The following is a 23,964-nucleotide window of genomic DNA, read 5'->3' as shown; positions in this document are numbered from 1 at the left end:
ATTTAAAATAAAGGTTTTAAAGAAGGACTGTTTTTAGAATCTTCAGAACTAGTAAGTAGTTCCAGTAAATCAAGGTAATGAAACTGAGCACTACGGCTATCGCCAGTTAACCACGAAAACCATGATGACTCTTCTTCAGCTTTAATACACGCAGTTAAAGTGTTTTGAGCACTTACCACTTGTGTATTATGACAATTACTCACTGAGCTTAATTCTTGCTCAGAGCTTGAACCAAAGCTAAACGCCCCGATAAGCAGTAATGCCGACGCAATTAATATCCCAATTTTAAAAGCACGCATGATGAAATCCAATAATTTGTTACTTTTTTAATCATAGCAAATATTGGTTAAATATCAAACTTAAAGTTACCTAAAATGGGGGCTATTACGCCATATTACTTGGGTAACATCTTCAATTAAGTTACATTAACGCAATACACTATTTATTGATGGAGTTAATCATGTTTAACCCAGAGCAAAAATATTTAATAGCCCCTTCTATTTTGTCTGCTGATTTTGCAAAGCTAGGCGAAGATGTTGATAAAGTTCTCGAAGCGGGTGCTGATGTGGTTCACTTTGATGTAATGGATAATCACTATGTACCTAATCTCACAATTGGTCCTATGGTGTGTAAAGCACTAAGAGATTACGGTATTACAGCTCCTATCGACGTACATTTAATGGTTAAGCCTGTAGATAGCATAATACCTTTATTTGCTGAGGCTGGTGCTTCTATTATTACTTTTCATCCTGAAGCCAGTGAGCACGTCGATCGTACAATACAGTTAATTAAAGATCACGGCTGTAAAGCAGGCTTAGTGTTTAACCCAGCAACAAGCCTAAGTTATTTAGATCATGTTATTGATAAGCTAGATACCATTTTACTAATGTCGGTAAATCCTGGGTTTGGCGGGCAAAGCTTTATCCCTCATACGCTTGAAAAATTACGCCAAGCCAAACAGCGTATTATTGAATCAGGCCGAGATATTCGCTTAGAGGTTGATGGTGGTATTAAGGTCGATAATATTGCAGCAGCGGCTCGAGCGGGTGCTGATATGTTTGTTGCAGGCTCAGCTATTTTTAATCAACCTGATTACAAAGTGGTGATTGATCAAATGCGTGAGCAGCTTGGAAGTGTTAAGTAATGAAGTACGATGTCGCCTTATTTGATTTAGATGGTACTTTGGTTGATAGCGTTTACGACTTGTATATCGCTATTAATTTAACCTTGAGCGATTTTGCTTTTCCTATTGTTAGTCAACGCTTGGTTGAAAGTTGGGTTGGTAATGGTGTTGAAGTCCTTGTAAAACGCGCTTTGAGTGGCGATATGCAAGTGAGTGAAAATTTAGATGAGTCACTTAGTGGCGAAGCAATATTACAGTTCTATAAGTATTATGAACAACAAGTTGGTGAGTATAGTGTTTTGTACCAACATGTAGAAACAGGGCTTGCAGCACTTCGCGGTATGCCTAAAGCATTAATCACTAATAAGTCTCGAATTTTTACAGAGAAATTACTCGAAAAATTGGCACTAACGAGTCATTTTGATGTGGTTGTATGCGGTGACGATATGGCAAAAAAACCATCGCCAGAACCATTGCTATTTGCCTGCAAAAAACTAAATGCGGAACCTAATAAAGCAATAATGATAGGTGATTCTAAAAGCGATATACTTGCAGCTAAAGCCGCTAATATAGACGTAATTGCACTTAGTTATGGCTATAACCAAGGTGAAAGTCTTGAGGATTATAATCCGCAGTACCTATGCGATAACTTCTTAGATATAATACCTGTTCTAACGCAGCGTTAAATATTATTCATTAAGCAAAATAAAGGAAAATCATGAGTAAACCAGTAGTTTTAAGCGGCATTCAGCCAACCGGTGGTATGACAATAGGCAACTATGTTGGCGCTATTAACCAGTGGCTAAAGTTACAGGAAGACCACGAAAGTTTCTTTATGTTAGTAGACTTACACGCTATTACGGTTCGCCAAGAGCCTGAATTACTGCGCTCTCGAGTGTTAGATGGTATTGCTCTTTACGCGGCATGTGGCATTGATCCTGAAAAATCTGCGTTATTTGTACAATCGCAAGTACCTGAGCACGCACAATTAGCGTGGGTATTAAATTGTTACGCGCAAATGGGTGAGCTTAATCGAATGACTCAGTTTAAAGACAAGTCATCTAAGCACGCAAATAACGTAAACGTGGGCTTATTTTCATATCCGGTATTGCAAGCTGCAGATATTTTATTATACCAAGCTGATCAAGTACCAGTAGGGGATGATCAAAAGCAACACTTAGAGCTGACTCGCGATATAGCCACACGCTTTAATAATTTATATGGCGACGTATTTAAATTACCAGAGCCGTACATCCCTGAGTTTGGTGCACGCGTAATGAGCTTGCAAGATCCACTTAAAAAAATGTCTAAGTCTGACGAAAACCCAAATGGTTACATCATGTTATTAGATGAGCCTAAGCAAATTGTGAAAAAGCTTAAAAAAGCAGTAACTGATTCAGATGAACAAGCACGTATTTATTTTGATCGCACAGAAAAGCCTGGCGTATCAAACTTGCTTACTTTATTGAGTGTTGCAACTAAGCGCTCAATTGAAGACCTAGTTCCTGAGTATGAAGATAAAATGTATGGCCATTTAAAGAAAGATACAGCAGATGCAGTTGTAAATATGATTGAGCCAATTCAAGCACGCTTTAAAGAGATCAGAGAAGATCAAAACCTACTTGATGGCATAATGAAGTCAGGTGCTGAAAAAGCAAGTGTACGTGCTGAGAAAACATTGAAATCGGTATACGATGCGCTTGGTTTTATTCCTCGCGGGTAAGTTTATTAAAATAAAAAATGCCGCTTGTTAGCGGCATTTTTTATATAGCACATATCAACATGATGGACCCAAATAGAAACAGTAGCGATATAGCTAGTTTGTCTGTTTTATCCATTATTCAGCCCCTCTTACTGTTATATCTGCCGTGCTATCAATATCAACTAGAGAAACTTTATAGCCCTTATTTTCAAGTAAGGTAAGTAAACTATCTTGTCCTGCAAGATGGGCAACTCCAACAAGTACAAACTCATTTTTATCGTTGTTAAACATGGCTTCTACTTTTGGTAACCAATCATTATTTCTATCTGTAATGAGTTGTTTATAACTATTCGGATCATTTTTCTGCATATCTTCAAGTGCTACTTTATTTAGGGTGTCTGTATCACCTTTGCGCCAGGCAGCTAATAGTCCTTTAAACATATCGCCATAGTTGTGCAGCTCGGCTAAGTTATGTTTAATGAAGTCGTTTTCGTTGCCTTGACCCATTTTTTTAAAAAGCTCTAACTGAAATTCCATTGTTTCTAAGTAATTTTTTGTTTTGTTATCTTCAGTCGCTTTTTTAGTAAAATAAGCATCAACACCTTCACCCATTAAATTTTGCTTTTGAAGCTCCATCGACATTAAAACAATACCAACCATAGCAGGGCGAAAGCCATCTAACTTAGCGAGATTAGCGCCAAACTCGTTAAGCTTATTTTCAAGTGATGCCTTAATCTCGGGTTCTAGTTTTTGACTTAACGTTTCGTTATTTGTATACGATAGTGCGCCTAACATTTGCATTTGCGCATTAGTGTCGGCTGGGTCAGTTATCGGTGCTTCTAAAATAATTGTATCCGCTTGTTCATAAGCATGGTTAAACTCAGCGGGTAGTGGCATTTCAGCTTTAGGTAGTATGTGAACTGTACCGCCAATAAATAGTGAGTCATTACCATTGCTTACTTGCCATACAGAGCTTTGGGCCTGTGCTGTATTTGCTAAAAGACTACAGCTAAGTAATACGCTGGCAGATACTAATTTTTTTGTGAATTTTTTCATGATAATTCCTTTATGTAACTTTTAATTTTATTGTTTTTAGTTCGATAACACAGTGCTGAAATATGCAGTGATTGAGGATGTTAACTTTGAAAGGTTTTTATCAATTTGCGAGTTTATTTTGCTCATTGAAGAGTCAAGCTCAGCTGATATTTTTTCATCTATCGAAGAAAGTAACGTTTGTGTATCAACATTACTTTTTAAAGACTCAGTGGCGTCTATGTTGTTTGTTTCTTGCTGCTTTTTATTAGCTGGGTTAATCGCCTCTATACTTTCACCAATTATGCATTGATTAAAATTACTTTGAACGGTGTGTTGTTTAACGTCAGCTGCAATAACTGAAGTTGTATTAAAAGCAGTTGCTAGTAGTAAAGCCGGTAGTACTTTTTTCATTGTGCTATTCATAATTAAACCTTTTATATTTTTAATTGCAGCCAATTTAGAATCACAAATGATTTTTTACTAAGCTGCTTGTTGATGACGGTTTAAAGAATATCGCTGAATTTATTGAGAGTCGCTTATCTAGTTATGAGCAATTAATAGATAAGGTTTTTAAATTAAATAATTGTTTTAATTTAGAGGGTTAGCCTTAAACCTTATAATGCTAATATAAGGTTTAAAATGCTTTTTCTATAAAAGAAAGTGTAGATGTGATACGGTTTATAAAAATAAAAATACGTAAAAACTATGAATTATCAAATCGGACCTTGGCAATTTATTAGTAATCGCTGTGTGATTACTTCAAACCATTTAGAAAGGGAATTAGATCCACTTTTAGTAAAGCTATTACTTCACTTTATAGACAAGCCTCAACAAATTGTTTCCCGCCAAGAGCTTATTGAGAGTGTGTGGCAACAGAGCTTTGTTGATGATAATGCGATTAACCGTGCAATCTCAGAGTTAAGAAAGCAGCTTGCCCACCCAATTGAAAAAGCGCCGCTTTTAAAAACGCATTACCGTAAAGGATATAGCCTAACAGTAATACCTGAGCGTTTAACGCAAGCAAACGTTTTGAAAGAGCCTGTAAACATTTTGCCTGACTCACCGGGTATTTCTGCCAAAAATGAAGAGATAGCTACTGCAACTACTTCTCAACCAGTTCAAAAAAAGAATAGTAAAAATTTTTTGATTTATTCTTTACTCGTCATTATTTGCCTGTGCTCTTTAGTATGGTTTGGGTTGTTTTTTATTAATGCACCTTCTAGCGAAAAGATTAAACAGATCACGGTTAATAAGGTAGCAAGCACATGGAATATAGGCAGTGAGGTTCACCCTGAGATGTCCTCAGATAAACAATATTTAGCTTATACAAATGTTGAACCTGAAAATGACGTAATGCATGCATTTGTAAAGCGACTATCTGATCAAAGGGAGGTTGAAATTACCTATCCTGGCTTTCAAGTATCTATTTTATCGTGGCAGTTAAATCAGCACGCAGTGCTTATACAAGCTACAAACTTAAAACAACAGCAGTGCGAAATGGTACTGGTTGATTTAAGCCAGTTTCCTATTGTTGGTGAGGCTACATTAATTAAAAAGTGTGACCTTAGATACACCGGCTACGCACAAGTAGACGAAAATAGTGAATATATTTATTACACTGAATATAAAAATGAGCAAGATGGCTCAGGTTTATATAAATTTGATTTAGAGTTACAAAAAGAGTCCATTGTTATTCCACCACCAGGTGTAATGTATGGCGTAATAATGCCGCGCTTATCTTCTTCAGGTAATAAAATAGCATATATACTTAGTCAAAAGGGTAAGCCTTTTTCTGTATTTAGCTATAACTTTGAGACCCATGAAACCAACCGGTTATTTAAAGCAAAGAAAAGCATAATTAGCTTCGCGTTTGACTGGCTTGCAGACGATAAAGGCGTGATTGTTTTTGAAGCCTCTGACCTTTCAACCATTGTGTTTGATGAAAATAATATTATTAAACGCACACTAACGGTTACCCCAGCAATTTCACCTTATTATATTGCAGTTCAATCTGCTAATAGCCTCTTTTACTCAGCAAATAAAACACAAGCATTTTCGTTAATTAAAGCGACTAATCTTTTTAGCGATGTTCCTGAGTATGAAGCACTCTACAAAAGTGATGAAGACGACTACCACATTGTAGAAGTCATTAATGAGAAAGGACCAGCGCATATTTTTGTATCCGAGCGCTCTGGCAGCAGTCAGTTGTGGTTATCTCAAAATGGACTTACAAAGCAACTTAGTAACTTTACTTATGAAGGGAAATCTACCTTTGCTATTGGCGGGCTAAGAGTATCGAGTAAGCAAGATCGTGTTTTATTAAGAGTTAATAGCGATATTGCATTTTTTGACGTTATGTCGAACAAACTCTATACCATAGCTGAGTTTAAAGGGCGACAAATACTAAACTATGTATGGTCTAAAGATAATGAAAGTATAATTTATTTAGAGCGAAGTGGTTCAGAAAACCTATTTGCTCAGTTTAATTTATTAACGCGAGACACAACTATATTAGAGGATATTAAAGCCAACAAATTAATTTCAGGCGCTGACGGTACTAATTATGCAATTACTAATAATCAGTTAATTAAACTATCAAATAAACAGAGTTGGGAATTACCCAAAGACGCGCGACAAGCACAACTTTTTGCTATTAATGGTAATTACCTTTACTACTCTGATGCGATTTCAAGAGTTGCTCGGCTTAATTTAGAAGATAAGACAGTAAAAGATGTGCACGTGGATTTTAAACCCATCGCATTTTTTATTAGTGATAACAATCAAATTTTCTTTACAGAATCAAAATATAAAGACATGCAAATAATACAGATAAGTTGGAATAACTAGGGTCACTAGGGTCTGTTGATCTTTCAAGGTTAAATTTGCAGCAGTATGTTGCTTTTCTTTAATAACATTTTCGATTGTTATGTTGATAAAAGAAAAATTAGAGCCAAAAAATAGCGAGAAGTGAATCTTCTCGCCATTTTTAATTAAGTGTAATCTCGACAGTTAAATAACCTCAAAGCCGATTAATTTGTCACAACTGAACCTCTATTTATTTAATAGAGGTTTTAAGTAATGCCCAGTATGTGAACGCTCACATTCGGCCACTTCTTCTGGTGTACCTGCAATGAGTATTTCACCGCCGCCAGCTCCGCCTTCAGGTCCTAAATCAATAACCCAATCTGCTGTTTTAATAACATCGAGGTTGTGCTCAATAACCACAATGGTGTTACCGTGATCGCGCAGGCGATGTAATACAACAAGCAGCTGTTCAATATCAGCAAAGTGTAAGCCTGTTGTAGGCTCATCTAATATGTAGAGTGTTTTACCAGTATCACGCTTTGATAGCTCGCGTGCTAGTTTTACACGTTGCGCCTCACCACCTGAAAGCGTGGTAGCGGCTTGTCCTAAACGAACATACGATAAACCGACGTCCATCAGCGTTTTAAGTTTACGGGCAATAGCCGGTATTTTGTCAAAATACTCATGCGCGTCTTCAACAGTCATCTCAAGTACTTGGTGTATGTTTTTACCTTTGTATTGGACTTCGAGCGTTTCGCGGTTATAGCGTTTGCTCTTACATACATCACACGGTACATACACATCAGGTAAAAAGTGCATTTCAACTTTAATTAAGCCGTCACCTTGGCACGCTTCACAGCGTCCGCCTTTAACGTTAAAGCTAAAGCGACCTACTTTGTAGCCACGTGAGCGCGCTTCTTGTGTGCCTGCAAATAACTCACGAATACCGGTAAATATACCTGTGTAGGTTGCCGGATTTGAACGAGGAGTACGACCAATTGGGCTTTGATCAATATCGATCACTTTATCAAAATGATCTAAACCGCTAATTGATTTATACGGTGCCGCTTCGGCAGTGGTTGCGCCATTTAGCTCTGTATGAGCAAGTTTAAATAAAGTATCGTTTATTAGCGTTGATTTACCTGAGCCCGATACACCTGTCACACAGGTCATTAAACCAAATGGGATTTTTAAATCCACATTTTTAAGGTTATTACCCGTTGCGCCAAATAGCTCTAGCCATTTGTCGTTCGTTGGGTGACGCTCTTTTGGTATTTCTATTTTACGTACGCCTGATAAAAATTGGCCCGTAACAGACTCTTTGCTTGCTAAAATATCGTCGCGCGTACCTTGAGCAATAATATGCCCACCATGAACACCCGCACCTGGGCCAATATCAATAATATGATCTGCAGCACGAATAGCATCTTCATCGTGCTCTACCACAATAACGGTGTTACCTAAGTCGCGCAAATGGACCAATGTTTGTAATAAACGGTCGTTATCGCGTTGATGTAATCCAATAGATGGCTCATCTAGTACGTACATTACACCTACAAGACCGGCACCAATTTGACTGGCTAAGCGGATACGTTGAGCCTCACCACCTGATAATGTATCGGCGCTACGTTCAAGTGATAAATAATTTAGGCCAACGTTAATTAAAAACGATAAGCGGTCGCGAATTTCTTTTAATATTTTTTCAGCTATTTGGCCTTTTTGTCCGGTTAACTCTAAACCTTCAAAAAATTCCATGGCTTCACCAATACTCATGCATGTGATTGCAGGTAAGTTGGTTTGTCCAATAAATACATTTCGAGATTCTTCGCGTAAGCGCGAGCCATGACAGCTAGGACACGCTTGGCTTGTTTGGTATTTAGCAAGTTCTTCGCGTACAGAGTTTGACTCGGTCTCGCGGTAGCGGCGATTCATGTTGTTTAAAACGCCTTCAAACTCATGGTTACGCGTAATTAAATCGCCACGGTCGTTACGGTAATTAAACGCAATCTTAGTGCTACCAGAGCCATCTAAAATAATTTTTTTCGAGTCGCTGTCTAAATCTTGATAAGGCACGTCTAAATCAAAATTGTAATGATCTGCAACCGCTTGCAGCATTTGATAGTAATAAAAGCTGCGTTTATCCCAGCCTTTAATTGCACCGCCAGCAAGGCTTAACTCTGGGTTATGCACTACGCGATTAGGATCAAAATATTGACGTATACCTAAGCCATCACAGGTTTGACAAGCACCAGCTGGGTTATTAAACGAAAACAAACGCGGCTCAAGTTCAGTCATTGCATAGCCACAAGTAGGGCAGGCAAAATTTGCTGAAAATAGAATCTCTTCAGCGCTACTATCGTCCATGTATGCTACATGTGCAACACCATTAGACATTTCAAGTGCAGTTTCGAACGATTCTGCTAAGCGTTGTTGTAAGCCATCTTTTACTTTAAATCTGTCTACTACAACTTCTATTGTATGTTTTTTATGAAGCTCAAGCGTTGGTGGATCAGACAAGTCACATACTTCACCGTCTATACGGGCGCGAATGTAACCTTGGCTAGATAGCTGTTCTAATAACTTAACATGCTCACCTTTACGCTCTTTTACTATTGGCGCAAGCAGCATTAATTTACTGCCCTCAGGTAGAGCCAAAACAGTATCTACCATTTGGCTAACGGTTTGCGCAGCAAGTGGTAAATCATGTGTAGGACATCGTGGTTCGCCAACGCGGGCAAACATAAGTCGTAAATAATCGTAAATTTCGGTAATAGTACCTACGGTTGAACGCGGGTTATGAGACGTTGACTTTTGCTCAATAGAAATGGCAGGAGAGAGGCCTTCGATGTGATCCACATCAGGCTTTTCCATGAGCGATAAAAATTGTCTTGCGTACGCAGAGAGTGATTCAACATATCGCCGTTGTCCTTCTGCATAAAGCGTATCAAATGCAAGTGATGACTTCCCCGAACCAGATAGACCCGTAATAACTATTAATTTATCACGTGGGATGGTTAGGCTGATGTCTTTTAAATTGTGCGTTCGGGCGCCTCGGACTTCAATGTTTTCCATGCTATCTCGTTTGTTACCAAAATTATTTACTCAGTATCGCATAATACGAAGCAATATTAATCCTTGATCAATGAAAAATCCTTACTTATAGGCGATTAATTATTGCCAAGCTTATGGTAGAATCCCAACCTCAATTTTTCATAGAGTAAGATCACGCAGATAATGACCGCATCTTCACTTAATTCACGAGAAAAACGCGCCGCTGTATCACTGGCGAGTGTGTTTGCATTTAGAATGCTCGGCTTGTTTATGCTGATGCCTGTATTGGCTATTTATGGACAATCGCTTGAAGGTTTTTCGCCTATTTGGATTGGTTTTGCCATTGGTGCGTATGGTTTAACGCAAGCTGTACTACAAATACCTATGGGTCGATTATCCGATAAGATTGGTCGTAAAAAGGTTATTGTTGGTGGTTTAGTTGTATTTGCTATTGGCTCTGTAGTTGCTGCATTAGCTGACTCTATCCAAATGGTTACCGTAGGCCGTGCTTTACAAGGTATGGGCGCAATAGCCAGTGCGCTACTCGCGTTTGCTTCAGATTTAAGCCGCGATGAGCAACGACCAAAAGTAATGGCCGTTATTGGTATGAGCATAGGAATGAGCTTTGCCTTTGCTATGTTACTTGGGCCAATTGTCGCCGCTTCGTGGGGTATTGCAGGTGTATTTTGGTTGACTGCTATTTTAGCTGTCTTTGGTATATTTATAGTGACCATGCTAGTGCCAAAGGCGGTAAATAAAGCGCCCAAAGGCGATACATTAGCAAGCTTCAGCGACATTAAAAAATTAATTAAACACCCTCAGTTAGCACGATTAAATGCAGGTGTATTGTTATTGCATTTAACGCTAACCACAATTTTTGTGGTACTGCCGAGTCAATTAATTAAAGATGGCTTGGTTGCCGACCATCACTGGTATTTGTATATTCCAGTGCTATTTTTAGCATTTTTATTAATGGTACCAATAATGATTGTGGCCATTAAAAAAGAGAAAGAAAAACAAGCATTTATTGGCTCGGTAGCCTTGTTAACTATTAGTATGTTAGCAATGTCGGTATGGGTTAATAGTGTAGTAGGCATTGCTGTGTGTATGCTGCTTTATTTTGTGGCGTTTAACTTTTTAGAAGCCACTATGCCTGCGCTTGTATCGCGAATAGCACCTGCAAGCCAAAAAGGTTCAGCAATGGGAGGCTACTCATCTAGTCAGTTTTTAGGCGCCTTTTTAGGCGGTATGTTAGGTGGCTATGTAGCACAAACTACAACGACGCAAGCTGTGTTTGCGGCAGCGGCACTTGTTGGGTTAATATGGCTTATTATTGCGTGGAAAATGCAAGTCCCACCCAAAAGTAAAGTTATTAGTTTAATGACCAAATTAGATTCTGAAGAGCATGCTCAAGTACTTGCTTCTCAGTTAGTTGCTTTACCAGGTGTAATAGAAGCAACTGTAGTTCGCGATGAAAGTCGCAGCTATTTAAAGATTAATGATAAAGAATTTGACCTAGACCAAGCGCGTAAAGTCGCTGGTTTAATCTAACATTTATAGGAGATGGTTCCATGGCACGCGGTGTGAACAAAGTAATTTTGGTTGGTAATTTAGGGCAAGATCCTGAAGTTCGTTATATGCCTAACGGCAACGGTGTAGCAAATATTACCCTAGCAACTTCGGATAGCTATAAAGATAAGAACACTGGCCAAATGGTTGATAAAACTGAGTGGCACCGTGTTGTATTTTTTGGCAAGTTAGCTGAAATTGTTGGTGAATATTGTCGTAAAGGTTCACAAATTTATGTTGAAGGTAAACTTCAAACACGTAAGTGGACCGATCAACAAGGCCAAGAAAAATACACTACAGAAATAGTTGTAGATGGCTTTACTGGTCAAATGCAAATGTTAGGCGCACGTGGTGGCGATCAACAAAGTGGTGGTTACCAAGGTAATCAATCACAAGGTGGAGGTTACCAAGGCAATCAAGCGCAAAGTGCTCAACAAAGCGGTGGTTACGGTCAAAATAATCAAGGCCAAAATAACCAGCAACAAGGTGGTTATGCTCCACAACAGCAAGCAGCACCTGCAGCGCAGCCAAAACCGGCTCCAGCACCACAGCAGCAAAGTAATCAATACCAGCCGCAAGGCGGCTTTGCACCACAACAAAATAGTGCACCGCAGCAGCAAGGTGGTTTCGCTCCTAAACCACAAAGTGCTCCGCAAGGTGGTGCATCAAACCCAATGGAACCAACCATTGATTTTGATGACGATATCCCGTTCTAGATCATGGTTTATTTAAAAGTGTAAGAATAAATAGATTCTTGACACTTTTTACTCTAAACCCAGTATTCGTACTGGGTTTTTTATGCGTATTGCGCTGTGATGATAATCAAAAAACTATCAATATAAGACCTTATTAGGCTGTAAAGTGAAATAGTATTGTTGGCAATGTTAAATTACAGTAAATTTTATCTTGTATTTAATTGATATATATATCGTTAACACTTACCATTAAACTACTTTCCCCTGATTACACAATGAGAAACATGAAAACTAATATCTTATTTTTATTTCTTGTTTTTCAATTCTTGAGCCCTAGTTCACACGCTCAAACTCCTTCAAATGTTACTCATATTTTATTTATAAATTCAACAAATCAAGATATGCCTTGGTATAAAAGTGTTGAGCTTGGACTGCGTACAGAGCTTAAAAAACGTTCTTTTAGTTATGAACTATTTGTCGAAAATATGGATGTAAATCGCTTTGATGAAGTTAATCAAAAACAGTTAATGAAAGACTACCTCAAACAAAAATATAAAAATAAGCACATCGATATCATCGTTACTCAGTCGCCTTCTGCAGCGACGTTACTATCTCAATTAGATGATTTTTTTATAAATGTTCCACGAATATACTTAGAGCCAGGCGCCCAGTTTAATCTACCAAAAAAGACCAGCGGAGCTGTGATCCAAGCTAAATTAGATTATGCGCAAGCAACAGCAAATGCTGTTAATTTAATGAAGCCTAAAAAATTGATCGTGATTTTAGATACAAAAAACGATATTGGTATGAGCTTTCATCGAGGACTATTTTCGGTTATTAACCGTGATTTTTCGTATTTAAGTGTAGAAAAGTGGTTTGATATTCCATTACCAGAATTACTCACCAAAGTAAGAAATGCCCCAGCAGATTCAATTATTTTATTTACCCCCATTTTTAGGCGTTACGATAATAAATCACTTAGCCCTTATCAGCTAGTAGAGCGATTAACTGAAGAAAGTCCGGCGCCAGTGTTTAGCTATTGGGAAGTACTATTAGGCTCAGGTGTTGTTGGTGGGTATGTATTGTCGGGTGAAAAAATAGGTAAACGTATTGCCGATTCAATAGTTTTTTATAATGAAAATAAAGCGTTAAATGAAATTAGTGGTGAAGGGCTTAGTACATACTCATATGATTGGCGACAATTAAGTAAGTTTAATATTGCTCCGCAGAGCTTGCCAGAAGAGTCAATTATCTCTTATTACGAGCCAACTTACTTTGAGAAAAATAAAATATTAATTTACAGCGCTACTGTAATTATTTTTATTCTTAGCAGTTTTTTAGTTTTTGTTTTGTTTTTAAACCAACGCCGCATTCAACTTTTAAAAGAGCTTGATGAAGAAAAGCAAAGATTAGAGTCGCGCGTTGAAGAGCGCACTGAAGAGCTTATGCACGCCAAGGAAGAAGCAGAGCATCTGACATCCGCTAAGTCTGAGTTTTTAGCAAATATGAGTCATGAAATTAGAACCCCTATGAGTGGGATTATTGGTTTGACTAATATTTTGCTCGAAAAAGGTTTACCTGGTGAGTATGAGTATTATTTAGATAAAATTAAATACTCCTCAGATCAACTCCTGGTGGTTATTAACGATATTTTAGACTTTTCAAAAATTGAGTCTGGAAACATTAACCTTGAGGAATTTCCTTTTTCTGTAAATTCGATTGTTGATTATATCAAAGCAACCTTCAATGAATTGGCCCAAAGTAAAGGGGTCACATTTGATATTGTCATTGATGAGGCAGTTAAACTGGACTTAATCGGCGATGTAGTGCGAATAAATCAGGTGCTGTTAAATTTATGCTCTAACGCAATTAAATTCACCCCTCACGGCACTGTATCGGTTTTAATTGAGTCAAGAAAGTTATTAGACGATCCGCAAAGTGTTTGCTTATATTTTACAGTTAAAGACTCAGGTATTGGCATCGCTGAGGATAATCTTAGTAATTTATTTGAATCATTTACTCAGGCAGATAGTTCTACAACTAGGAAGTTTGGTGGTACAGGGTTAGGTTTAACAATTAGTAAGCGTTTATGCCAATTGATGGGTGGTGATATAACAGTACACAGCACTCAAGGTGTGGGTAGTGAGTTTGTAGCTTCGGTGGAAGTTAAATTGAACAACCAAGCGTTGATTGATGATACGCCTAACCTAATCTTTACTGATCCGTTTGATGTATTAATTATAGATGATAATGAAGAGGACCTTAAAGTAATTGAAAATCAGTTTACAGCTATGGGTTTAGCATGTACTGCGTGCTCGTCTGCTAAGCAAGCTATTGATATTATTGAACAGAATAAAGAAAAATTTAAAGTCATTATTGTCGATTGGATAATGCCAGCGATGAGTAGTGAAACATTTTTAACGCGTATTTATAATATTAATCCCCAGCTTTGCAGTAATATAATTGTACTTACAAGGGATCATGAGGTTTTACTTAATGATGTGGCTAACAAAATAAATATAAACACAATTTTGCAAAAACCTGTTTATTCGAGTGTCTTGTATAAGGAGGTGAGCAGTAGAGTGTTAGGTTTTTTTAATGAAGTGCCTAAAGTAAATACTGTGAGTGAACAGTCGCTGGCGGGTATTAAAGTATTAGTTGTGGAAGATAATTCAATCAATCGACTCATAGTTACCAACATACTAGAAAATAGCGGCGCTCAGGTTTACTTAGTTGATAATGGATTAGAGTGCATCCAAACAGTAAAATTAGAGCCGTTTGATATAATTTTAATGGATATTCATATGCCTATCATGGACGGTGTTGAGGCGACTCAAATTATTCGTAATGATAGTGATGAAACTATCGCAAATATTCCAATAATTGCCTTAACAGCTAATGTTATGAAAGATGATATTACACGATACTTATCTATTGGCATGAATGCTCATGTTGCAAAACCCATTAAAACACAAAAACTACGTGAAACTATAATTCGCTGTTTAAATAAATAGTTGCGCTATATAAGTAACTTAATATTTTTATCAAATACCTTCCGCCATCCCTTCCATTGGCTTGAGCCGATTTTTTAATAACTTAAAAAAATTTATAAAATAGAATTTGACTCACGCGTGTTTGCATGTGAAATTCCACATATTCGATTTTTCGTATATTCACTTGGTAAAGGTTGAGTTATAAATGTCAGAAGTTAATGGGTTACCAAATACAAATAAAATACACAGCGTTGTTCCACATACTAAAAATTTTAATGTTAGTTTTTCTGAGCACAAACCTAAAATTTTATTGTTATATGGATCATTAAGAGCGCGTTCTTATAGTAAGTTGGTAATAGAGGAGAGTGCACGTTTATTAACGTATTTTGGTGCTGAGGTTAAAATTTTTAATCCTGAAGGTTTACCTCAAACCGATAGTGAAGATGAATCACACCCTAAAGTACAAGAGTTACGAGATTTAATGCTTTGGTCAGAAGGGCAAGTATGGTGCTCTCCAGAACGTCATGGGTCAATGACGAGTATATTCAAAAACCAAATTGATTGGATACCACTCAATTTAGGTGGTGTAAGGCCAATGCAAGGTAAAACACTCGCAGTGCTGCAAGTTTGTGGTGGATCGCAATCATTTAATGTAGTGAATCAACTACGAGTATTAGGGCGTTGGATGCGTATGGTAACAATACCAAATCAGTCCTCAGTGCCACAAGCTCATTTAGAATTTGAAGAAAATGGGCGCATGAAACCCTCTCCACTTTATAATCGGATTGTTGATGTTATGGAGGAGTTGATAAAATTTACTTTGTTATTACGAGATCAAAAAGATTACTTTGTAGATCGTTATTCTGAACGTGTGGAATCTGCAGAAGAACTTAGCCAACGCGTTAATCAAAGCTCTATTTAGGACAGAACAATGGGATTATTTGAACGTTATCTTTCTGTGTGGGTAGCCTTAGCTATTACTTTTGGTATTGTAGCTGGTTCTATAATGCCAAGTGCATTTAGCTTAATTGCTGGTTTTGAATATGCCCATGTAAATATTGTAATCGCAGTACTTATTTGGTTGATGATTTACCCAATGATGGTGCAAATTGATTTTTCATCAATTAAAGATGTAGGTAAAAAACCAAAAGGGTTAGTGCTCACTATCGTTATTAATTGGCTTATAAAGCCCTTTACTATGGCGCTACTAGGCTGGTTATTTTTTAAGGGTATTTTTGCCGATTTTGTTGACCCACAAACAGCTACAGAATATATAGCTGGTATGATTTTGTTGGGTGTTGCGCCTTGTACCGCTATGGTGTTTGTGTGGAGTCAATTGACAAAAGGCGATGCTAATTACACCTTAGTGCAGGTATCAATAAATGACATAATTATGATTTTTGCCTTCGCACCTATTGCAGGGCTATTACTTGGTGTGACTGATATTACTGTACCTTGGGATACACTGCTATTATCGGTGGTATTGTATGTACTTATCCCGCTGGTGGCCGGTGCTGTTACCCGTAAAAAGCTTGATAAAGAAGATGACCATACGTGTTTAAATAACTTTTTAAAGGTAATGAAACCTTATTCTATTATTGGCTTACTCGCGACAGTAGCGCTATTGTTTGGTTTCCAATCGCAGATATTAATAGAAAAACCAGAGGCAATAGTTCTTATTGCAATCCCGCTTTTAATTCAAACTTACGGTATTTTTGCGATTGCTTATATTGCAGCTAAAAAAATGGGGCTTGCACATAACATAGCGGCGCCTGCATGTATGATTGCCACTTCAAACTTTTTTGAGCTAGCTGTTGCGGTTGCTATTTCATTATTTGGTTTACATTCTGGGGCTGCACTTGCCACTGTGGTGGGGGTGTTGGTAGAAGTCCCCGTAATGCTAAGCTTGGTATACTTTGCAAATAAAACACGCCATTGGTTTAATTAAGGCGGTATGCAGCATAATCTCTGCTGGCATACTTTTTAAAATGATCTGTCGATGGCTTTCATCTATTTACAGAATAAAGGGCATAGCTGTTTATTTTTGTAAGTTCTCGTTTATCTGAGTGTTTTTTGTTTAGTACTATTAATAAACGTTTAAACTTAGTTTGCAGCCTTGTGCTTCTATAGATATTGAACAACACTTTAGTTATCAATATAACGAGTGGCAGGCTATGCAAAAGAGTAAACTCTGGCTTTTAAAGTACTTCAAAGGTATCTCTTTTGTTTTGTTTTTGATGATACTTATTAGTTTTAATTTCATTTTAAATGATGCATTACATCAAAAAGCACATGTTTCTGGGCAGCAGTTTGTTAAACGCGTTTATGAATTAAATTTATCTCCCTCTATAAATAATGAAGTGTTGGTCGCATTAGCTAAAAATGAAGGCTTTAAGTTAGAGCTGCAAAATTCTTCTGATCACTTTAGGAACTTAGTAAATTTAGAACGCGAAGTTTTTACTTTTAAAACGTTAAGTTTGAGCCTTTATCACTATCCAGTGTGGGTAACACAAAGCTACTTATTTATATTTTTGAATCTGATTATATTAGGCGCTGCTAATTGGTCTTATCGCTGGTGGAGCCTGTTAAAAGTAAACCGTAAAGTAATGCTTAAAAATACAGTTATACAGACGACTAAAATTATTCAACAAAGGTATAAAAATACTCAACTAATCGAACAGGCAAAAAAATGTGATTTAAGTTCTTTGTATGGAGTTAATACTGCATCACATAACTTATTTTTACTTATTGAGTGTGATTGTAGCTATGATAAAAAAACGGATATAGAAGCCAATTTTAAAGTCTTAATTACTAAAAAATTAGCCGAACTTAAAGGTGTGTCGGTAAAAATACTAAACTCTAATTACTTAGCGGTTACCTTACCAAACATTTCTATTAGCGAGTTGAATAGCTACGTTGAAAAGCTTCATAAAAATGTGTTTTTAATATGTCAAAATCATCAAAAAAATATTACTCATAAAAATATTAAAATAGGTGCGTGTGATTATCAATTAGGCGCTGATCAAGTGGCGGTTTATAAGCTAGCAAAATCAGCACTCGCGCTATCACAAAGCAGCCTATTGCAGCATTGCCACCGTTTAACGTTAAATCACTGCCAAGAAAAACACCTCTCTAGCAAACAGGTTATAGAAAACATTAAAAAGAATAAATTTATATTATTCTTTCAGCCTGTATTTGAACTCTCTAGTGGAGATATCCTGCAGCATGAAGCTCTTATTCGGGTTAGGCATAGCCAACTTGGTTTACTGGCCGCTCGTTATTTTATTAAGCAGGTTTATAGTGATCAAGACGCTTTAATATTAGATAAAGCTGTAATAACACAAGTCAAAAAGCTAATGCTCAGTGAGTCTTCGGCTTTAACAGTTAGTGTAAATCTACACCCTAAAAATTGGTTTAATACTGTATTTTGGGAGTGGTTAGCCAATCAAATGGCAGAGCTTAAGTTAAATACTAAATTACAATTTGAAATAAGTGAGGCAGAATTTTTTACTCATAGAGAGTCGATAACTAATGCACTCAATGTTATTAAAAAAGGGCATTCACATATTGTGATTGATAATGTAAAAAGCAGTGAGAAAGTAGCCATGCTAGTTGATTATAACCAAGTATGTGGGCTTAAGTTATCTTACGAACTGGTTCATTTATTAGATGAAAAAACTCAAAGTCAAAAGAAAATAAAAAGGATAGTCGAAGCCGCTAGTCTTTTAAATCTACCCGTATACGCGGTGGGCGTAGAGACTCAAAAAGAGCTACTTACGCTTACCAAATTGGGAGTGGTAGGAGCTCAAGGTTTTTACTTTTCAGAGCCACTTCAAGAGTTTACGCAAGCGGTATTTAATTAAGGTCTAGATTAACCCTCTATATTTAAGCCCATTTAAGCCTTGAAGCCCGCCAGTATGAACAGCAATAATTTTACTCCCAGATGGGAAATAATCTTGCTCAATAAGCTGCCACAATGCATACATCATTTTTCCGCTATAAATAGGCTCAAGCGGTAGGTTGTGTGTGCGGCCTATATCTTGGCAAAACTGCCATAACTCAGGTGAAAACTTACCATAGCCACCATCATGAAACTCTGTGAGTAACTGCCAGTTAGTTTGATTATTAGCTTTAGCGCTCAGCTTTTTTATTTCTTCATTTAAATATTCAGCTTGTTTTAATACCGCGATACCAATAACTTGTGTTGTTGAAGCACTGCCTTCTATTAGTCCAGCAAGCGTGCCACCACTACCTGTAGGACAAACTAAGTAGCTATGTTCGGGTAAGCTTTGTACTAATTCTTTACACCCTAATAAAGCATGTTCATTTGTACCACCTTCAGGAATAATATAAGCATTTGGAAAGCGCTCTTGCAGAGCATTAAGGTAATCGATGTTGTGGCGTTTTCGATATTCTATACGATTAACAACATGCAGGTTCATACCACAATGTTTTGCAAATTGGATTGTTGGGTTGTTGTTATCCAGTTCTGGTCCGCGAATAATCGCGCGAGTTTTTATATTAAATTCTTTTCCTGCCGCTGCGCAGGCATGAATATGGTTTGAAAACGCACCACCAAAAGTCAGAAGCTCTGTTTTATTTATCTTTTGCATATATGCTAAATTGTATTTTAATTTACGCCATTTATTGCCACTTATTAGCGGATGGAGTAAATCATCACGTTTTATACCTAAACAAATATTTCTCTTTTTTAGAAACGAGCTATCTAATTGTTGAATATAGTTATTTTCATCTATTTTGAATTTTTCACGCATTTTATTGGTTTTCAATTTGGCAAAGTAGTTAAAATGTACGACACTTATTTCATACTCAATTAACAATAGTAGCTATATGAAAGAAAAGCTGTTTTCATGGTTAAATCGTAGTTTAGATCCAAATACAGCTATTGGTGTTGCAACTTACGCAGATACTGTTAACGCGGTATGTTTAAAAAAACAACGCGACCAATGGATGGTTCACAGTTCTCACAGTGTAAATGTGTCTGAGCAAACCGATTATACCGCTGCAATTGTTGCTTGTACAAATGAGGTGTCTACTGATATTTGTGCAGTTAATTTAGTCATACCGCACTACTTTTATCAAATAGTGCAAATGGATAAACCAAACCTTAGTGATGAAGAAATCATTCAGTCGCTGCCTTGGACTACAAAAGATTTAGTTGATATAGCTTCTGAAAACATTGTAGCTGACTTTATCGATTATCCAATAACGTTACCAATGCAAAGCAGCAAAATGAATGTATTTATTACCAATAAGCTGCAGCTACTTCCGTTTATAGACAGTTTTGAACAAACTAAACCAGTTTTGCGTGCAATGACCTCTGAAGAAATGGTTTTAGTAACTTTATTTGGCTCATACAAAGAGGCGCATATGCTGATTGTGCAGCATGCTAATCATGAACCTCGAATCTTAATTATTCGTGATGGACAATTAGTATTAGCTAGGCGATTAAATGGTTTTTTAGGTATTTCAGACAAGGATCAAAACCAAGAACTAGTAGAGGCGTTAGGGTTAGAAATTCAGCGTTCGATGGACTTTTTTGAAAGCCAGCTCAAGCAACCGCCAATTCGCAGCATACAGCTACAGTGCGATGATTTATCTTCATTAACTCTTAGAGCCGGTCTTGCAGAGTTTTTACAAGTAAAAGTTGTAGATTTTGCGCCTAACTTAGAATTAGCGCAGCAATTAGAGCCAAACTTTTATTATGCGCTCGGAGCAGCCTATCAATTAACAGATCCGGAGTCTGTGCTATGAAAACCCGGATTAATTTTTATCAAAAAACCTTACGAGTACGCCGAGACCCAGTCCCTTTATCGGGAATGATTACACTGTGGTTAGGTGCGCTATTAATTATTGCAATCACGTGGGCTTTTTACAGTTATAAAACTTATTCAAGTGAGCTTGATTTAGAACAAAAAAAGAAATATCTCAAACAAGGAAAAGCTCAGTTAGAAGTTGTAAAACAGCAGCTAGCAGAGAAGCAAAATAAAACAATTTTTATTAATGAGCTAAAAACACTTCAGCAAGAGGTTTTGCATAAGCAGCAAATATTTAGTTATTTAGAGCAAAGCTCAGATCAATCCGCAACCGACTATGCGCAGGTTATGCAAGATTTAGCCAAGTATCACGAGCCTAATATCTGGCTTACCCATATTAAATTTGTAGGGCAAAGTGTCACGTTTCAAGGGCAAGTATCGCAGTCAAAATTTTTACCTATGTGGTTTAATAATTTAAAGCAGTCACCTTTTTTTATTGATAAAGAATTTTCAGTTTTAGAACTGTCAACAAAAGATGGTCTGAGTGAATTTAATGTGGCGACCGACCTTGCTGATAAAGGCGCTAAACCATGAACAACAAGAAAGACAAAGGTTGGCCTATTTGGGCAAAGTATCGAGCTCAATTTGCATCGCTGCAAAAGCGTGAGAAGTATTCCACTGTATTTGTAGGCTTATTCATGGTGATTTACCTCGGCCTGTGGTTTGTTATTTTTCCACAGCAAGATGAAGTTGCTCATATTCGCTCTGAACAAAATGCAGCATTGCAGGAGTTACAGCAGATAAATGCGCAACTCTCCATGTTAAATCAAGCACTAAACTACGACTACACTAAGGTTTTACGCAGTCAAATTGCACAAACCAGAGATGAGTTAGCAGAAATAAATAATCAACTTAATAGTTTTAGCCAAGGCTTTGTAGCGGCTAAAAATGTACCTGCCGTTTTAAAAGATTTGCTCGTAGATAGTAGCGACGTAAAAGTGAGTAGCTTTAATGTCAAACCAGCACAGGCTATCGATGTAGAAAAACTAGGTGAACATGATACGCAAACATTATTTTTTGAGCATCAGATGGTCGTTACTTTAGAAGGTAGCTACTTTAGCTTACAAAAATATTTAGCCGCATTAAAAAATAATCAAGATAAGTTATTAATACAGGAGTTTAGTTATCAGGTACTAGAGTACCCTCAAGCTGAATTAACTTTACAAATTGCTACAGTGAGCGCTAATGAAAAATTTATCGCATTATAATTTATGTTTTTTATTACTTTTGTTCACTTTCGCACCCAGTGCATTAGCGCAATTACGCGATCCTACTCAACCAAATATGTATGTAAATAACAACAAGAGTGTAACTCAAAACACAGAACTTAAATTGCAATCTATTATTAAAAACAGTACAGCATTTAAGGCCATTATTTCAGGCCATATTTATCGAGTCGGTGATGCTGTAGACGATTTTCGGGTGCTAAGCATTAACTCAAAACAGGTTGTGTTAGCAAATGATGATAAACAAATAAAATTAGAATTATATGACTATGAAATTAAAAAATAATTTATCTCATCCGTGGCTTGTTCTTCTATTGTTACCTACATTTTTAACTGCGTGCCATAGCTTTAAACCAGGTAAAGAGGTTAAAACTCATATAGAACAAGAGCTGGCTGAAAAGCCTGTAGATACTAAAGCGATTGAGCCTTTACAGATGCCGAGTGAGCTTACCCAAAGCCTACTATCATCAATAAATAATGAGCAAACTATAAGTGATGATTTATCTATAAAGCGTTTTGATGTAGCCGCTAATGACGTTGAAATAGGCGCCTTTTTTGCAGGCTTAACAGACGATACGCCTTTTAGTGTTGCTGTGCATCCTGAGGTAAATGGCACAATTAGTTTAAATCTTAAAAGCGTTACTTTTAATGAAGTCATTGCTGTTATTAAGCGTATGTATCCTTTAGATATTGTTAATGAAGGACGAATAGTACAAGTACTGCCAGCCAAAATGCGCACAGAAACAATACCTGTAAATTATTTAATGATGCAGCGCCATGGTCAGTCTACAGTGAGTGTGGTTGCTGGTGGGGTTAGTCAATTTGCACAAAGTGGCAGTAGTTCGAATGGTTCAAGTTCAGGTAGTAGTAACCAGCAAAATAATGAGTTTGGCGGCGATAATCAAAGCTTAGATTTAAACGGTTCTCGAATCCAAACAATTAATAAAAATGACTTTTGGAAAGAATTAGAAGTCGCCCTTAAGTCTTTAATTGGCGCAAGCGATGGGCGCTATGTTGTTGCAAGCCCACAAGCTAGTTTGGTAACCGTAAATGCATTACCAAGCGAAATTAGTCAGCTAAAAGAGTTTTTGCGTCAAAGCCAAGAAAACCTGCAACGCCAAGTTATTCTAGAAGCAAAAATAATAGAAGTAACTTTAAAAGATGAGTACCAACAGGGAGTTAACTGGGAGCGTATAGCGAGTGGTTTAGAAGGCGGTATTTCGTTTGCTACAACAGCGGGTTCTACTATTAGTAATAGTATTTCAGCCGCAATTGGTGGAGCGTCATCGCTAACCATTCAAAAAGGAGACTTTAACGGGGTTATTAATTTGCTTGAAACGCAAGGTGATGTGCAAATGCTATCTAACCCTCGAGTTACCGCTACAAACAATCAAAAAGCAGTTATAAAAGTAGGGCAAGACGAATATTTTGTTACTAATGTATCAAGTACGACGGTAACGGGTACTGCTACAACGACCTCGCCTGAAATTGATTTAACGCCGTTCTTTTCTGGTATTGCCCTTGATGTAACGCCGCAAATTGACAAGTACGGCTCAGTTATTTTGCATGTTCACCCTTCAGTAACTGAAACAGAAGAGCAGCTAAAAGTAATTACATTAGACGATCAACGTTTTGAGTTGCCTCTAGCACAAAGTAACATTCGAGAATCAGATACTGTTATTCGCGCTCAAAGTGGCGAAATAGTGGTTATTGGTGGTTTGATGCAAACATCAACACAGGATGAAGAATCAAAAACCCCCGTGTTGGGTGATATCCCACTATTTGGCAATTTATTTAAAAGTATTCGTAAACGCCAAGAGAAAAAAGAACTGATTATTCTAATCAAACCAACGGTTGTTATGCCAGATACTTGGAAAAAACAACAAGGTGAAAGCCGTCAGCTTTTAAAAACATGGTATGAAAACTAA

General features: G+C 37.2%; 20 protein-coding genes. 15 read left to right on the top strand and 5 right to left on the bottom strand.

What is annotated here, in order from left to right; genetic code table 11:
• Positions 1-2: 2 nt before the first annotated feature.
• Positions 3-299 (bottom strand): hypothetical protein, encoded by a 297-nt coding sequence (locus H5118_RS05890; protein WP_182748142.1) that lies wholly within the window; start codon positions 297-299, stop codon positions 3-5.
• A 161-nt stretch (positions 300-460) separates the two neighbouring features.
• Here H5118_RS05890 and rpe point away from each other — a divergent pair, with 161 nt between their 5' ends.
• From rpe to trpS, 3 genes are read left to right on the top strand one after another with little or no spacing between them, the layout of a single operon-like run.
• A complete protein-coding gene (gene rpe / locus H5118_RS05885) occupies positions 461-1,144 on the top strand; it encodes a ribulose-phosphate 3-epimerase (RefSeq protein WP_002958386.1) in 684 nt (227 codons plus the stop codon).
• The gene (locus tag H5118_RS05880) at positions 1,144-1,809 is read left to right on the top strand and encodes a phosphoglycolate phosphatase (protein ID WP_182748141.1); all 666 of its coding nucleotides are present in this window, start codon (positions 1,144-1,146) and stop codon (positions 1,807-1,809) included. Before rpe ends, H5118_RS05880 begins: the two co-directional genes overlap by 1 nt.
• A 32-nt stretch (positions 1,810-1,841) precedes the next feature.
• Positions 1,842-2,846 carry a tryptophan--tRNA ligase gene (gene trpS, locus H5118_RS05875; RefSeq protein WP_002958388.1) on the top strand — a complete coding sequence of 335 codons (1,005 nt, stop codon included), beginning with the start codon at positions 1,842-1,844 and terminating at the stop codon, positions 2,844-2,846.
• A gap of 114 nt (positions 2,847-2,960) precedes the next feature.
• Here the strand turns inward: trpS and H5118_RS05870 are convergent, their stop codons facing one another.
• Together H5118_RS05870 and H5118_RS05865 are read right to left on the bottom strand one after the other, a co-directional pair.
• The gene (locus H5118_RS05870; protein ID WP_182712146.1) at positions 2,961-3,881 is read right to left on the bottom strand and encodes a TraB/GumN family protein; all 921 of its coding nucleotides are present in this window, start codon (positions 3,879-3,881) and stop codon (positions 2,961-2,963) included.
• A 36-nt stretch (positions 3,882-3,917) separates the two neighbouring features.
• Positions 3,918-4,283, bottom strand: a complete 366-nt coding sequence (locus H5118_RS05865; RefSeq protein ID WP_024595272.1) for a hypothetical protein — start codon at positions 4,281-4,283, stop codon at positions 3,918-3,920.
• Positions 4,284-4,565: 282 nt separating this feature from the next.
• Between H5118_RS05865 and H5118_RS05860 the strand changes: the two genes are divergently transcribed.
• Positions 4,566-6,707 carry a transcriptional regulator gene (locus H5118_RS05860; protein ID WP_182748140.1) on the top strand — a complete coding sequence of 714 codons (2,142 nt, stop codon included), beginning with the start codon at positions 4,566-4,568 and terminating at the stop codon, positions 6,705-6,707.
• Between the two features lie 204 nt (positions 6,708-6,911).
• Here H5118_RS05860 and uvrA read toward each other — a convergent pair whose 3' ends face one another.
• Complete coding sequence (gene uvrA / locus H5118_RS05855; protein ID WP_182692803.1) at positions 6,912-9,737, bottom strand: excinuclease ABC subunit UvrA; 2,826 nt, start codon at positions 9,735-9,737, stop codon at positions 6,912-6,914.
• A gap of 162 nt (positions 9,738-9,899) precedes the next feature.
• On the opposite strand from uvrA, the gene H5118_RS05850 reads away from it, so the two are divergent.
• The 6 genes from H5118_RS05850 to H5118_RS05825 all read left to right on the top strand — a co-directional run bounded on the left by H5118_RS05850 (position 9,900) and on the right by H5118_RS05825 (position 18,836).
• Positions 9,900-11,267 (top strand): MFS transporter, encoded by a 1,368-nt coding sequence (locus H5118_RS05850; protein ID WP_149602041.1) that lies wholly within the window; start codon positions 9,900-9,902, stop codon positions 11,265-11,267.
• Between the two features lie 20 nt (positions 11,268-11,287).
• On the top strand, positions 11,288-12,001 hold the full coding sequence (gene ssb, locus H5118_RS05845) for a single-stranded DNA-binding protein (RefSeq protein WP_182712142.1): 714 nt from the start codon (positions 11,288-11,290) through the stop codon (positions 11,999-12,001).
• Between the two features lie 263 nt (positions 12,002-12,264).
• Positions 12,265-14,994 (top strand): response regulator, encoded by a 2,730-nt coding sequence (locus tag H5118_RS05840; RefSeq protein ID WP_182748139.1) that lies wholly within the window; start codon positions 12,265-12,267, stop codon positions 14,992-14,994.
• Positions 14,995-15,178: 184 nt separating this feature from the next.
• On the top strand, positions 15,179-15,895 hold the full coding sequence (arsH, locus tag H5118_RS05835) for an arsenical resistance protein ArsH (protein WP_182748138.1): 717 nt from the start codon (positions 15,179-15,181) through the stop codon (positions 15,893-15,895).
• A gap of 9 nt (positions 15,896-15,904) precedes the next feature.
• The gene (arsB, locus tag H5118_RS05830; protein WP_024595324.1) at positions 15,905-16,921 is read left to right on the top strand and encodes an ACR3 family arsenite efflux transporter; all 1,017 of its coding nucleotides are present in this window, start codon (positions 15,905-15,907) and stop codon (positions 16,919-16,921) included.
• A 226-nt stretch (positions 16,922-17,147) separates the two neighbouring features.
• Entirely contained in the window at positions 17,148-18,836 is a 1,689-nt protein-coding gene (locus H5118_RS05825; protein WP_182712139.1) for an EAL domain-containing protein, read from the top strand.
• Positions 18,837-18,839: 3 nt separating this feature from the next.
• On the opposite strand, the gene H5118_RS05820 is transcribed toward H5118_RS05825, so the two are convergent.
• Complete coding sequence (locus tag H5118_RS05820) at positions 18,840-19,748, bottom strand: 1-aminocyclopropane-1-carboxylate deaminase/D-cysteine desulfhydrase (protein ID WP_182748137.1); 909 nt, start codon at positions 19,746-19,748, stop codon at positions 18,840-18,842.
• 76 nt (positions 19,749-19,824) lie between these two features.
• On the opposite strand from H5118_RS05820, the gene H5118_RS05815 reads away from it, so the two are divergent.
• The 5 genes from H5118_RS05815 to mshL are packed head-to-tail and all read left to right on the top strand — an operon-like array spanning position 19,825 to position 23,964.
• Positions 19,825-20,748, top strand: a complete 924-nt coding sequence (locus tag H5118_RS05815) for a hypothetical protein (RefSeq protein WP_024598058.1) — start codon at positions 19,825-19,827, stop codon at positions 20,746-20,748.
• Positions 20,745-21,344 carry a PilN domain-containing protein gene (locus H5118_RS05810; protein ID WP_024594795.1) on the top strand — a complete coding sequence of 200 codons (600 nt, stop codon included), beginning with the start codon at positions 20,745-20,747 and terminating at the stop codon, positions 21,342-21,344. The genes H5118_RS05815 and H5118_RS05810 overlap by 4 nt, the downstream gene beginning before the upstream one ends.
• Entirely contained in the window at positions 21,341-22,018 is a 678-nt protein-coding gene (locus tag H5118_RS05805; RefSeq protein ID WP_024598056.1) for a hypothetical protein, read from the top strand. The genes H5118_RS05810 and H5118_RS05805 overlap by 4 nt, the downstream gene beginning before the upstream one ends.
• Complete coding sequence (locus H5118_RS05800) at positions 21,996-22,322, top strand: agglutinin biogenesis protein MshK (RefSeq protein WP_024594540.1); 327 nt, start codon at positions 21,996-21,998, stop codon at positions 22,320-22,322. The genes H5118_RS05805 and H5118_RS05800 overlap by 23 nt, the downstream gene beginning before the upstream one ends.
• The gene (gene mshL / locus H5118_RS05795; RefSeq protein WP_182748192.1) at positions 22,306-23,964 is read left to right on the top strand and encodes a pilus (MSHA type) biogenesis protein MshL; all 1,659 of its coding nucleotides are present in this window, start codon (positions 22,306-22,308) and stop codon (positions 23,962-23,964) included. The genes H5118_RS05800 and mshL overlap by 17 nt, the downstream gene beginning before the upstream one ends.

This window comes from Pseudoalteromonas sp. SR41-1 (genome assembly GCF_014164015.1).
GTDB classification, from domain to species: domain Bacteria; phylum Pseudomonadota; class Gammaproteobacteria; order Enterobacterales; family Alteromonadaceae; genus Pseudoalteromonas; species Pseudoalteromonas distincta.
The sequence above is the reverse complement of the archived record's forward strand: the minus strand, read 5'-3'. Positions and strand labels throughout refer to the sequence as shown.